9 protein-coding genes are annotated in these 13,471 nt (G+C 60.2%); 2 read left to right on the forward strand and 7 right to left on the reverse strand.

Features of this window, described 5'->3' with window-relative positions; all coding sequences use genetic code 11:
• Position 1: 1 nt before the first annotated feature.
• From JNL55_RS28230 to JNL55_RS28260, 7 genes are all read right to left on the reverse strand, one after another.
• A complete protein-coding gene (locus JNL55_RS28230; RefSeq protein WP_293862576.1) occupies positions 2–1,138 on the reverse strand; it encodes a glycosyltransferase family 4 protein in 1,137 nt (378 codons plus the stop codon).
• 12 nt (positions 1,139–1,150) lie between these two features.
• Positions 1,151–2,506, reverse strand: coding sequence for an O-antigen ligase family protein (locus tag JNL55_RS28235; RefSeq protein ID WP_293862578.1), 1,356 nt, complete (start codon positions 2,504–2,506; stop codon positions 1,151–1,153).
• A gap of 101 nt (positions 2,507–2,607) precedes the next feature.
• Positions 2,608–3,636, reverse strand: coding sequence for a sulfotransferase family protein (locus JNL55_RS28240; protein WP_293862580.1), 1,029 nt, complete (start codon positions 3,634–3,636; stop codon positions 2,608–2,610).
• A 108-nt stretch (positions 3,637–3,744) separates the two neighbouring features.
• The gene (locus JNL55_RS28245; RefSeq protein WP_322111057.1) at positions 3,745–5,205 is read right to left on the reverse strand and encodes a lipopolysaccharide biosynthesis protein; all 1,461 of its coding nucleotides are present in this window, start codon (positions 5,203–5,205) and stop codon (positions 3,745–3,747) included.
• Between the two features lie 4 nt (positions 5,206–5,209).
• A complete protein-coding gene (locus tag JNL55_RS28250; protein ID WP_293862582.1) occupies positions 5,210–7,222 on the reverse strand; it encodes an ArnT family glycosyltransferase in 2,013 nt (670 codons plus the stop codon).
• Between the two features lie 27 nt (positions 7,223–7,249).
• Positions 7,250–8,782, reverse strand: coding sequence for an undecaprenyl-phosphate glucose phosphotransferase (locus tag JNL55_RS28255; protein ID WP_293862584.1), 1,533 nt, complete (start codon positions 8,780–8,782; stop codon positions 7,250–7,252).
• Positions 8,783–8,966: 184 nt separating this feature from the next.
• The gene (locus JNL55_RS28260) at positions 8,967–10,364 is read right to left on the reverse strand and encodes a polysaccharide lyase family 1 protein (protein ID WP_293862586.1); all 1,398 of its coding nucleotides are present in this window, start codon (positions 10,362–10,364) and stop codon (positions 8,967–8,969) included.
• Between the two features lie 348 nt (positions 10,365–10,712).
• Between JNL55_RS28260 and JNL55_RS28265 the strand changes: the two genes are divergently transcribed.
• Both JNL55_RS28265 and JNL55_RS28270 read left to right on the forward strand, forming a co-directional pair.
• Positions 10,713–12,509 (forward strand): glycerol-3-phosphate dehydrogenase/oxidase, encoded by a 1,797-nt coding sequence (locus JNL55_RS28265; RefSeq protein ID WP_293862588.1) that lies wholly within the window; start codon positions 10,713–10,715, stop codon positions 12,507–12,509.
• On the forward strand, positions 12,506–13,471 hold a 966-nt coding region (locus JNL55_RS28270; RefSeq protein WP_293862590.1), incomplete at its 3' end, for an NAD-dependent epimerase/dehydratase family protein. The genes JNL55_RS28265 and JNL55_RS28270, both read left to right, overlap by 4 nt.

Here is a 13,471-nt window from a genome sequence, read left to right on the forward strand (position 1 = left end):
ATCAACCACTGGTCCCGTAGTTCAAGACCTGCGCTCCATCGCGGGCCGACAACATATCCAGATAGCGGCTCGCGATATGATTCGCGCCGAACTGAGCAATTGCGTACGCACGCGCGCGCTCACCGATTCGCTCGCGTTCCGCGTCGTCTGCCAGCAATCGTTCAATCGCGCGGACCATGTCGTCGAGATCGGTCACCGCGTGTCCGAGCTGGCGCTGCTTGATCAGCGAATCCGGATCGAAGAACGCCACCACCGGCACCGCCCGCACCCACGCCTGCAGAAACGTGTTCGGGAAGCCTTCGATCTCAGACGTATTCAGGAAAAGTTTGGCTCGGCTGAACATCGCGCCCACATCGGTGTACGGCACGGCGCCGGGACAAATCACATTCGGTATCGCACTCGCCGCGTCGAGCACCGTGCGGTAATAGTCTTCGGCGCCTGGCAACGCACCGCCCGCAAGCGTGAATCGGACATTCGGCAATCGGCGCGCCAGCTCCAGCACGATTTCGGGCCGTTTCACCGGCCTGAGATTCGCGACCCACAGCACGTCGATGTCCTTGGCCGGTTGCGGCCCGCTCGGCATCTCGACGGCCATGTCGAGCACTTCGCTTTTCACGCCATAGTTCTGTCGTAGCAAGGTGCGTTGCTGCTCGCTCTGCGCGACGATCAGATCGGCATTGCGCACGCCGTACTCGTAGATCTTGCGATCGCGCCAATAGCGGATCAGTTGCTTACCTGGAATGCACGCTAGATCGGAAGCAACGCGCATGATGAAGCGCTTGCCATAGCGGCGACAGAACCAAGCGGTGATTCCAGTAGCGGCGCCAGCGGGCGATTGATAGTAAACATCGGCATCGATTTCGCGCATCGCGCCGATCATCCCGGTCAACCGTGGATGAGCGAAGCGAAGCACAGGAATACCTTCATCGCGCGAGTACGGAGCGACGGCGCGAATTCCACCCACGGTCGTGTCCCGACCTTGACCGTAGTCGTGCACGATCATCGACACATCGTGCCCGAGATCGCGCCAAGCTCGTGCCAACAGCACATGTTGCACGGACTCGCCGCCCACGTATTTCGCGTCCTTCAGCTGCGCCAGTTGCGGATAGTCGTCGAGGCCGACAATACAAATCTTCATCGCTGATCCCAATCAATGACGAACGGCGCCGATCCAGCCATAGGCGTCGGCGCGCGGCGGCGTGACCGACACCGGCTGCTCCACTGCCGCCGGTTCCGGAACGGTCTCACGCGCAATCATTGCAATACGCATGGTCACGCCGGCATATGCCCAGAAATAGATCCAGGGCACGTAAAGATCCACGAAAAAGGTGGCGGTGGCATAGGCGACGGTAGCGACCACGAACCCCGCCAGCGGCGCTCGCAGATGCCGCGGGGCAACGGTGAAAGATTGCAACGCCGTGCGCGCCGGAATCACCAACAACAGGATGCTACAGATCAAGCCCGGCAGGCCCAGATTGAACCACTGCGCCAGGTAATAGTTATGCGGCGAGTACCGGAACGGCATGACCCAGTAAGCATTCCAACCGAAGCCGGTGAGCAGGGTCAGCGGATACTGGAACATCATCTCGATGGCGGTGGCCCAGATTTCGGTACGGCCCGACGAGGTGTCGCCCATGTCCTTGCTGAAACCGGCGACCACGCGCTCGTACAGCAAATCGCCGAAGCTGATGCTCACCAACAGCAAGATCACTACCATCGCACCGCCGGCCGCCATGCCCCAGGTGACGATCTTGCCCAGCGATAAATAGCGGCGGAACAGATAGGCGCCGGCCACGGTCGCAACGAAGGTGGCAACGAAAGCACCGCGCGACACAGTCATCAACAACGTGCCTGCAGTAAGCGCAGACGCCGCGATCCAAAACCAGCGTTGCCAACCTTTCACGGCCACTGCCATGGCGACGGCGGCCGGCAAGGTCAGCGCCACGAAAGCGCCATATTGATTCGATTCGCCGACCGCGCCTTGCACTCGACCATCGCCGCGACGCTCGATATCACCGATGTGCAAGTGACCCAGCGCATCGAGCACCGCCACCGCATGCGACAAGATCCAGGACAACAGCAGGCACTTGAGCACGAACATCGCGTCCTTCTCCGAACGCGTGCCGTAAAAGAACACCAGGAAGAACAACATGTAGTCGACCGCACGATTCTTCAGATCGAACGCGCTGGTCAACATGTTGTAGCGCGGATAGTCGATGAACAGCACGATGGCCAGGTAGGTCAGGATGGAATAGCCGATCAGCACGATGAAAGACACGTTCATGGCCGGCAGCTGGATTTTGAATTTGCGCCCCGAGGCGTAGCTGAGCACCAGGCCCATCACCAGCAAATACAAAATGAAATTCTTGATCTTGACGCCGGGCGCCGGGCCCGGGTCCCAAGAGAACACACTGCTCAAGGTCAGAAATACAGTGAGCGTGGCCAACAAAAAACGCATCATCGCCTCGGTGAAATCCGCTGCCGTCGAGAGCAGAGCAAGTTGCATACCAGCAAACAGCCCAGGACTGGGCCGCCGAGCGGTCAGTAAAGCCGGGATTTGTTGTAATTATTGCAACGACGGCTTCAGGACTTACATTACCTGGCCCGCTATCCAGCCATGCGTCGATGGGTCGTGTGGAAGCGAACTGCAGCGGCCACCCCTCGGCGCGACATGCCGGCAGCGACCAGGTGCATGCCATCTTTCATCTTGAGTACTCGCTGCATCAAGCGTGAAAGATTGGCCTGTTGGGTCGCTCGCACCGGCGTGTAACCCAAAGCCTGCATCGAATGCCAGGACAGCGATTCGATGGCCAGGATTTCTCGCGGCGTGAGTCGCGTTTCGAACTTACGGAAGTTGTCACGCACGATCTCGGTTCGACCGGCGGCATAGCCGCGTTGCTCGACCGACTGCGACAACTCAGTGAGGCCCGGAAAGAACTGCAAATCCAAAAACAAACAAATGCGACGCATCTGGGTGTCCGGATCCTGTAACAACTCTTCGAAGCGCACTTCGAGACAGCGCTCCGGCATGTTGGTGCAATGACGATGCGCGGTCAGCACGTCTTGGCCCCAGCGCCACGCCGAGCGACGAATATCCTTGCCCCACGCATTTCGCATGGAAACGCAGTGATCCCGCACGTCACGCACGATATGCAGTACTCGCGCGCCGGCAAAGTGTTTCAAGATCAGCGGAATGTGACGAATATACGCGGGCGATTTATCCGCCCAGATCGTGCCCGAGCCGCGCTCGGCGTCGAGCTCATAGCGTACGAAGCCTTCGAACAAACCACTCACGTCGAAGTTGCCGTTGCAGGCCGTTCGCCAGTCCTGCCAACGAAACGGTCCACGCGCGGCCGGGCGAAAATTGAAGTAATTCGCGCCTTGCATGGCATCGGAGAATTGCTGGAACGATTCAGCGCTGACCGGGCTGCCATGAGTGCGAACCCACTCGTCGAAGAACGGCAGGAAGTCGGTTTCGGCCGCGAGGATCCGGATGCGTGGATGCTTGGCCAGCAGCCCACGCAAAAGTTTCGTACCCGATCTGGGCATGCCGACGATGAACAGCGGACCTTCCCAGGCGGTCGTCGTGCTGTCCATGCCGCTGTCTACGGGTACTGAGTACTGTTCCAGGGTCATGGTAACTGCCTCGTTACGCCTGAGTGACCAGGTTATAACCACCGGAAACGAAATGCATCCTCCGTGCCTGAAGTTCACGGATGATTGTGTTGATTGAGGGTCAGGTACTTAAGATTTGGCGGCCAGCGTCTCGGTTTTACGCAGCCGGCCCAGCATGGAAATGGCTTCGGGCACGCGGAAGGCAAGCATAAACACTACAAACAGGGCCATGAAAACCGCCGAGCCCAGGATGACTCCCACCAACCCGAAGTAGTCGAGCCAGAAGTCACCGTAGAAAACTACCGACGCCAGCAGGGCAGCCAGGGCTACGCGACCGAGATCGCCCCAACGCGCCAGATCTTTCACTCCAATGTGGTAGGCGCGCATGGTGCTGCGGCTGAGCACCAGTCCTTCGGTCCAACGTGAAATCACAAAAGCCAACGCGGCCGCTGGCAAGCCCCAGATCGGCAACACAGTGATCAGCAACACCAGATTGAGCAGGATGGCGAGCAGACTACTGGTGACGATGGGCGCAGTCTTATTGGCTGCACGGAGCGCCACACCGAAGTCGAACACTTCGCGGACCAGCACCAATAGATAGATCTGGAAGATCAACACAGCCGGCTCGTAGCTGGGCGAGAACAGCGTGACGACGAAGGTGTGCGCGAACTCGAACACCACCACACCCGCCGCCGTCAGCAGAATCATGGACACGATGGTCGAACGACGCCACAACGCCAGCGCGCCCTCGCCTTTACTGTTCTTCAATGCCGCCAGCTCCGGCAACACCGCATCCGACACCGAGTTACGCAACACTCCGATGACGGGTTGAATATGAGTACCGATGGCGTAGTGCGCCAATGCCACGACGCCGAGCGTCTTGGTCACGAACAAGTTGCCCAACGATTTATTGAGCGTGACCAGAATCAGCGCCAGACCGATGGGAAAGCAATAACTAAACTGTTCGCGCCAGCAGGACTCCTCGGTCGCCTGATCTGTTTGATCGATACTGCGCCCGGCCCGTTGCCACGCAATCCATGAGCCGACGATGCGTGCGGCTTCCAATGCAATCAGTGACCAGACGATAGGCATCACATCGCGCCAGATCGACGCGGCGGTGACGACGACCACGATGCGAGCGATCAAGCGGCCGGTGGTATACGCGAACACCGGCACCGGTCGTTTCAGCGCCAGCCAGTAAAACTCCCAGAAATCCAGATTGACGAACAACAAAACATAGATGGCCACCGGCATCGCGACAGCACCGAGAATGGCGCCGCCGGAAATATAGTCAGCCAGCAACGTGACACCGACGACCAGCGCACTGGTGCCCAACGTCATCGTGGTCGCCTGCCGCACCATCTGCCGCACGCTATGCGGCCGCGACGGAATGAAATACAACAAGCTGTTGTTGATACCGAAAGCACAGATGGTGGTCAGCAAGCCCGCGTACAGCAGGAACTCGCGATAACGGCCGAATTCTTCGACCGTCAGCAACCGCACCAGCAAGATGGGACTGATGACCACCAGTCCCTGATTCATGAACCGCGTGATCGATATGATCGCGGTTCGGCTAACTAACCCAGCGATGACTCTACTCCTGCGGCGGCGGTGCGCCGGTGGCGCGCCAAACCTGTGTCAGGCCGTCCCGGCCTTCATAAACCACTTCGAACTGATTGGAATGCAATACCGCATCCATATCGCCCCGCATGCCTTTGCGCTTGTCGCTTTGATTCTCGCCGCTACCGATGACGAAAATCCGCTGGCCGCGCTCCTGACGCAACAAGTCCTCCAATAGCTTGGCGCTGCTGACCACACCCGCGCCAGTGTAGAAATCGCGAATTTTGCCGTCCACCAACTCCACGTAGCGCCGCGCATGATTGCGGCTCATCAGCCAATAGTCGACGCGCCCCAGATAATAAGTCTGCTGTAGCACGTCCTCGGCAATGATTACGTCGGCGTCGACGATGTGCTGTGCCTTCATGAATTCAGCCGCGCCCTTGTGATCCGGATGCGACTCGTAACCCGAGTTCACGTTGGCTACGACTTCGACAGGATTCACCACCAGAATGGTTACCACAATCGCGGCAACCATCTGCAGCGGCCGATCCCAGGTCATCGGCACGTTGCGTGTTGCCAGCTTCGCTTGCAGCCAGTCTGTGCCCTTCTGGGCGAACGCAAATGCGCACAACAACATCGGGATCAGCGACGCAACGGTGTATCGCGGCGGCATGCTCCACACAAAGAAGCCGATGGTGAACATGGGCACCCACACGCCCAACACACCGAACAACACGTAGTCCGTCACTCGGCGGCGCTTCATCAAACGCCATAAGCCCCACGCCAGCGCCGCGAGCGCCAGCAATCCCGCGACTTCACTGAACGCCACCACTCGGAAATACGGCCAGATGCTGGGCTGCCCGACCAAGGCGCCGATCACTTTCTTCAGCGAGCCCGGCGTCGCCGCCAGCAAGCTGAAATGGATCAATGCCAGCAAGCCGCTGCCGAGCGCGAAGATGCGTAATCGGCGCCAGACTCGCGGCCCGCCGAAACGTCGCGCCACCACCATCGCCGCGATGAACAGGATCCCGGCAATGTGATAGTGCAGTTTCAACTGCGCCAGCAAGCCGAGCAGCAACAAGCTCGCCACGCTGATCGCTGCAATTCGCTGTGGCACCACTCGAGACAAATGAATCGCGAAAAATGCGATCGCCAGGCCGGCGATCCATAAGGCCACTTCGAACGTCCTGGCAAACCCTTGCGAGGCTCGACTGCGATCCCACATCGGCGGTCCCAGGTCGGCTGCATACTCCGGCGGTGGCACTGGATAGTGTGAGTCGACCCAACCGTTGATGAGCATGTACGACACCATCACCACCGCCGCGGCGACACTGCCAAGGAGCAGCTTGCGTAGATCGCCTTGCAGGATGCCTGGCATAAGGAACAACAGAATCACGGTCACTGCCAACGCTTGCAGGTCGATGCCGATCACCAGCGCGACTACCGCACCGATCAGCCAAGCGACTCGCCCGCTGCGCTCCCACGCGAACACACACACCATGCAAGCGGCGACGGCAGCTAGCAGGAAGATGTACATTCGCGCCGTTTGTGAGTACACGATCATCGCCGGCAACAGCGCCACAGCGGCCGCGAAGGCTAGATTCCAGTAAGGCCGCAGAAAGCGGCGCCCTGCCAGCCACGACAACCAGATCACCAGCACGCCACACACCGCCGACGGGAAGCGGAACGCCCATTCGGACTCGCCGAACAATTGCACCGAGCCGGCCATCAGATACAACTGCGTCATGCCGCGCGGATAAAACATTCCGCTGGGAAGATACGGGGCGCCCTCACGCACGATACTCATGGTCGCCATGGCCATGGTCTCTTCGTCGCCGTGCAAGCCGACGTTGTCCAATCCCCAGAAGCGCACCCAGGTGCCGACGGCCAAGATGGTCAGCAACATCACCCGATGCGCCAACAGATCGCGTTCCATGGGTGCGGTCACGCGAAACAGCTCAGCGAGCGAGCGCATGAACTCGCCCACTTGTGTCGTCAGAATCGGACTCACCGGAAACAACCCGCGGTTGGCCGCACCCGAGAGCATGGCTGACCCCTTATAGTAATGAGCGCTCTAATAAGCCTTGTCGGTCTTGAATAGTTTCGGCACCGTCAAAAACAATATTTTCAGGTCCAGCCACAGCGTCCAATTGCGCAAATATTCCAGATCGCACTGAACCCGGCCCTGCATGTCCTGCAGACGCGGCGTGGCGCCACGGAAGCCTCTGATTTGCGCCAGCCCGGTGATGCCGGGCGGCACTTTATGCCGCACCATATAACCCTTGATCAGACGACGATATTCCTCGTTGTGGCCGACCGCGTGCGGCCGCGGACCGACCAGGCTCATGCGTCCTTGTAGAACGTTGATGAGCTGCGGCATTTCATCCAACGAACAGCGCCGCAAGAACCGCCCGAACGCCGTGACGCGATTGTCGTTGCGGCTCACTTGATTCAGCCAGCCGGCATCCTCGGTGACTATCATGGTGCGAAACTTGTAGATCACGATTTCGCGCCCGTCCAACCCATAACGACGTTGCCGGAAGAGCACGGGACCTTTGCTGGTGAGCTTGATGGCCGCGGCAATGGCCAGCAGCAACGGCCCGGTGACTGCGAGCACCGTGGCCGCGATGAACAGATCCATCAAACGTTTGGCAGCGCCTCGATAGCCGTAGAATGGACTCTCGCGCATGGCAATGACCGGCACGCCGAGAATCTCGCCGGTGCGCGCCTGGAACTGATCGGAGACCAACACATCCGGCAAGTAATACAGCGACACAGTGGTGTCGCCGAGTTTCTCGAGCAGATCCTGAACGCGGCGAATGTGTCGCAGCGGCAGCGAGATGAAAATGACATCGATGTCGTTCTGCTTGATGTATTCAGGCAACTGCGACAACGGCCCGAGCAACTTCTGTCCGTCCGGCGCATCCAGCCGTTCGGCGCTGCGATCGTCGAAAAATCCTTGCACCTTCAGGCACAGCTCGGCGTGACGGGAGAAACGCTCGGCCAGTTGCTGACTGGTTTTGTTGAATCCGGCGAAAACTACTTTGCGTCCATTGCTCGGCCGGCATAACACGCGGCGTGCAATCTCATCCAAGGTCAACATGCTGGGAATCAGCAGCGCCGGCGTCGCGACCGCCCACACCAACATCACTCGCGGCGAGTAGGCGGCTGGATAGCCAGCGATCAGACCGATGATGAGCAGCGCCAACAGCAGCACTGCCCAGCGCACCAACAAGCCCAGAGCAACGAGCATGCGCGGCGCGATCAATTCCGCTGCCGGCGTGCGCGGCGACTGCAGCAACGTGATGGACAGGATGCTGACGATGATGGTCACCGCGCTGAAGTAGTCAGCGCTCGCGGTGCCGGTCAGTTCGGCCAGGACATATAAAGTGAGAATCGAAACCGCGGCTGGAGCGGCGGCGCGTACCGAAAAGAATATCCCTGCTAACGCCGGCTGGCGCTTGAACAGCAATGGTGGCGTGACGTCATAGGTCGCTGCCTGCGGAAGAATGCTGCTGTCGGGAAGCTTTACTTGTGACAGCCGCGGTTGTGGCGCTCCGGCCAGCTTCACTGTGCTCCGGACCGCGCTGTCGGGAACTGCGCTCATTCAATGGATCCACGAAACTCTTGGGGATATCGACGCGTCGACAAAGACCATCGATAGGTAAGAGCAAGATGCGTACCACGAACGCGCGACGCGGGTGTTGCCAGGAACACCCGCGTCTCGAGCCATCAAATCCTCTGGTGATGTTGGCTGCAACCCACCAGAGACAAGTCAAAAGTTGTAGAAGTTACCGACTCAGCGTCGGCGCCTCGGGCTGAGCCGCAGCGCGCCCTTCAACTTCTGCCGCCAGACGCTGCAACCAGAGCTCTAGATTGGTATAGCCGCTGTCGGTCACGGTATTGGGGTTTGCCGGCAACGTCAGCGTGCGACGGTTTTCAGCCAGCGTCGGCCAGCCGCCACCGTTACGGTTACAGCGCGTAGTCCCATTCGAAGCAACGCAGTTGATGATGCGGCCGGTGCCGTTGCGAGTCTGCGAGATGATGCGACTGTCGGCACTGTCACGATCCGCCGGACGAGCACCCGAATACTTCAACACATGTTCGCGCACCACATTGTCCGAGGTAGGCAACGTGGTCATACCGGCCGGCCAGGCGAGCGGTGACGTGGAACGGAAGTTCGCCAGCGTCAACGAGCCGTAGATCGAACCGGCCACCGAACTCGCCCAGGCGTCGCTGGTGCTGCTGGCACCGGGAGCCAGGTTATCGGACAGGAACACTTTGGCGCCTGGCCGCAGCGTCGCCACGTCGGCACGCAAACCGATCGGAGCATGGCTGCCGGCGGTATCCGGTCCACGCACGAACACGTTACCGACCACGGAGTTCTGAGTCACATCGCCGCGGCTCTGCAAGTCGACGGCGGTGTTGCCCCAGTTATAAATCAAGTTGTTGACGATGACGGTATGCGTGGCCGCAGTCATGGGATTGCGCGACTGCATGTTGGCGAACAGGTTGCCGGCCAGCGTGGCATTGCCATCCACCGGACCGATCAGCACGCCGAAGCCATGATTGCCTTCGGGATGAATGGACTCATGCAAAGGCTCGGCAAAAATATTGTTGATCAGGCTGATGTTGTTCCAGTACTGCCAGGCGCTGGCGATTTCATCGGTGGACCAAGTGAAGGTGCAGTGGTCGATGACCACGTTGCTGATCGGCGCACTGGCCGGCGCTTCGATCTTCAGCGCGTCGCGATTGATGGCCGGCTCACCGCCGGAACCGTCGCCGGGACGCACGCGAATGTGCTGAACCAACACATCGGACGCCTTCACCAGCAGGCCAGAGCCTCGCAGCGTGATGCCTGGCGACGGCGCCGTCTGGCCGGCGATGGTGATGTAACGATTCCGAATGGTGAGGTCGTCGGGCAGCGTGATGGTGCCGGAGACTTCGAACACGCAAACGCGCGGTCCGCTCGCGTCGACGCAGGCCTTGAGCGAGCCGGCGCCGGAATCATTCAAGTTTGTCACGCGGATAACAGCGCCGCCGCGACCGGCAGGTGTGGTGATGCCGTGACCAATAGCACCGGGCAACACCGGCACGGCGTTGGCAAACGGCACCAGGCCGCAGGTCAAGGCCACCGCGGCGGCAACTCGGCGGATCGGCGCTTTCATGGCGGGAATCTTCGCAGTCATTAACGTCATTACTCCGTTCAGAGTTCAGCGGCCGCGCCTCGAGGGACCGACCTGCCAAAGCAGTATTTGATGCATACGAGTGAGGCGAGCCGCGCTATGCAACTCGACGGAAAAGTTACAAGCATGGTTGCAACGATTACATCGGCAAAGCCCCGAAAGCCGCCCCAGTCGTCCTTGGCCCAGGTAGGTCGATTCCCTGCCGGGCGCTGACGACACCAGTCGCAATCGCGATTCACAGCCGCGCCCGTGTCGCCAGTGAGCTACGCGGCTGCCCAAAAAATCCCTGCGTCGTGGGCACTGAAAGTGCATTGCAAGCGTTGTGCTGGAACACTTCGAGAACTGCGACGAATGCAACGAAGAACGGCGGCCCTGGCGCAGCGCGAATACGACCTGCTCATCATTGGCGGCGGTGCCTTTGGTGCCGCTGCTGCGCGCGATGCCGCTTTGCGCGGACTCAGCACGGTGCTGCTCGAACGCAATGATTTCGGCGGCGGCGCGTCGGCCGAGTGTTTCAAGATGGTCCACGGCGGGATTCGATATCTGCAGCACGCCGACGTGCCTCGACTGCGGGCGTCGTGCCACGAAAGATCGGCGCTGTTGCGTATCGCTCCGCACCTGGTCAGCCCCTTGCCCATCGCCATTCCCACTTACGGTCAGGGCCGCAGTGGCAAAGCATTTCTCGGAACCGGTGCTCGCGTATACGACCTGCTGACCTTGGACCGCAATCGCGCCATTCGCGATCCTGATCGTAAGATCGCCAATACGCGTTTGCTTTCGCGCAGTCAGGTGTTGGCCATGTTTCCTCACCTACAGACTCCCGACCTGAGCGGCGCCGTAGTGTTCGAAGATGGCCAGATGTACAACGCCGCGCGGCTGGTGCTCGCCTTCGTCAAAGGCGCAGCAGCTGCCGGCGCCGATGTTTGTAACTATGCCGAAGCCGTTCGTTTCCTGTGGTCCGGCAACGAGGTTCGCGGCGCACGCGTTCGCGATCAACTGAGCGGCGAAGAATTCGATGTGCGCGCCCGTCTGACGTTGAATGCCGCCGGCCCCTGGGCCGACTATTTGCAGAACGATCCGGAACGTTTCGGCACCCACCAACGCTTGCCGTTCTCGCGCGACGCTTATTTCATAGTCAATCGCGCGCCCACGTCGAAATATGGCATCGCCATTCAAGGTCTGAGTCGCGACAAGGACGCGCTGCTCGGCCGCCAGACGCGCCATCTGTTCGCCGCTCCGTGGCGAGACAAAACATTGCTCGGTGTCTGGCATACGTTGTTCCCAGACTTTCCGGATCGTGCCCGCGTGCAGCCGAGCGAGATCGAGGAATGGATGACGGAGATCAACACCGTCTATCCGACGCTGCAATTGCGGCCCGACGAAGTGAGCTTCGCGCACTGTGGCCTGGTGCCGTTCGGCGCAACCGCCACCGCCACTGAATTGAGCTTCGGCAAAGAATCTCGCTTGGTCGATCATCGACACACTCATAACGTCAGCAAGCTGGTGAGCTTGGTTGGCATTCGATACACCATGGCTCGGGTCGACGCGGCACGTGCTCTGGACCTGCTGCTGAAACAAACCGAGCGTGCTCCCTCGGCTGCCGCCAGCGACCGAATTGCGTTGCCAGGTGGCGCCATCGAAAACTTCTCGGCGTTCGAAGCCGCGGCGACTCGCGCAGTGCCGGCTGAAATTGCGACGACAACTCTGCAAGGCCTGCTGCGTAATCACGGCACCGACTATCGCGCGGTGCTGGATGAGAGCAACCGTTCTACCGTTGCAAACATTCCGGGTACGAGCACCCTGACCGCGGAAGTTCGTTACGCGGTGAGCCAGGAACTGGCCGTGCATCTAGACGATGTCGTTATGCGCCGGACGGATCTTGCCGCCGGCTCGCATCCAGGCCGGGCAGCATTGCTCGCCACCGCGGCTGAGATGGGCCGACTATTGTCGTGGTCAGCCGAGCGTTTGCATCAGGAGATCGCCACGACGGAACACACTCTGCAACGGCATTTAGCGCGCGACTCCAGCTCGACGGCTGAGTCAGATCGTACGGACCATCCCGCTGTGGCTGACGCCGCCAGTGCGACGGCATTGCCGCTGAATCATGGCGCGATGCTTGCAGAAACCACGGTAAGAGCGACTGCATGAATTCACTCTCGACTTCAACTCCCCAGAAATTGCTCGTTACGGGCGCCACCGGCTTTATCGGTGCGCGACTCGCGTTACGAGCCCATCAACTCGGCCTCGATGTGCTGGCCACCGGTCGTGCCGAAGTACGTGTCGAAGCCGAGCGCTTGCAGGAACTGCGCGCCGCGGGGGTCCGCGTCGAAGTGGGCGTGCTTCAGGATCTCGCGCTGGTCGATCGCCTGTTACAAGGGCGCGATACGGTGATTCATCTGGCCGCCGCTCAACACGAGGCGGAGATGCCCGAGTCCTATTTCCGCGCCGTCAACGTGGACGCCGTGCGTACGTTGTTGGCCGCTTGTCGTGACCACAACGTCCGTCGCTTCGTCTATGGCAGCACCATAGGGGTTTACGGCGAGGCTAGCGAATCGTTGCTGGACGAAGACAGTGCGGTGCGTCCGGAAAACGTCTACACGAGCACCAAGCTGGAAGCCGAATCCGTGGTGCATTCGTTCGCCAGCCACTTCGAGACCTGCACGGTGCGCATCGCCGAGACCTACGGGCCTGGGGATCGACGGCTGCTGAAGCTGTTCAAGAGCATCGCGCGCGGACACTTCGTCATGATCGGCAGCGGCACCAACCGGCGGCAATGCATTCACGTCGACGACCTGTCGCGCGGCTTGCTATTGGCGTCTCAGCATCCTGCGGCTGCCGGCGAGACCTTCGTGTTCGCGGGCAACGAGATTATGACCACGCACGAAATGGTCCGTCGCATCGCCACCGTGCTCGAGCGCAAACCGCCGCGCTTGCAGCTGCCGATGTGGCCGTTCGTGGCCGCAGCCGGCGTCATGGAGACCACGCTGCCACCGCTACACATCGCGCCACCGTTGCATAGTCGACGGCTGGATTTTTTTCGTAAGTCTTTCGTTTTTTCTACCGCACGTGCACAGTCGTTGCTAGGTTTTGAACCGGCGATCGATTTCCGA

The organism is Steroidobacter sp. (genome assembly GCF_016790065.1).
Classification (GTDB): Bacteria; Pseudomonadota; Gammaproteobacteria; order Steroidobacterales; family Steroidobacteraceae; genus Steroidobacter.

Coding starts and splice junctions, on each gene's coding strand:
- JNL55_RS28230 (WP_293862576.1), bottom strand. CDS start 1,138: ATGAAGATTTGTATTGTCGGCCTCGACGACTATCCGCAACTGGCGCAG.
- JNL55_RS28250 (WP_293862582.1), bottom strand. CDS start 7,222: ATGCTCTCGGGTGCGGCCAACCGCGGGTTGTTTCCGGTGAGTCCGATT.
- JNL55_RS28255 (WP_293862584.1), bottom strand. CDS start 8,782: ATGAGCGCAGTTCCCGACAGCGCGGTCCGGAGCACAGTGAAGCTGGCC.
- JNL55_RS28240 (WP_293862580.1), bottom strand. CDS start 3,636: ATGACCCTGGAACAGTACTCAGTACCCGTAGACAGCGGCATGGACAGC.
- JNL55_RS28260 (WP_293862586.1), bottom strand. CDS start 10,364: ATGACTGCGAAGATTCCCGCCATGAAAGCGCCGATCCGCCGAGTTGCC.
- JNL55_RS28235 (WP_293862578.1), bottom strand. CDS start 2,506: ATGCAACTTGCTCTGCTCTCGACGGCAGCGGATTTCACCGAGGCGATG.
- JNL55_RS28265 (WP_293862588.1), top strand. CDS start 10,713: ATGCAACGAAGAACGGCGGCCCTGGCGCAGCGCGAATACGACCTGCTC.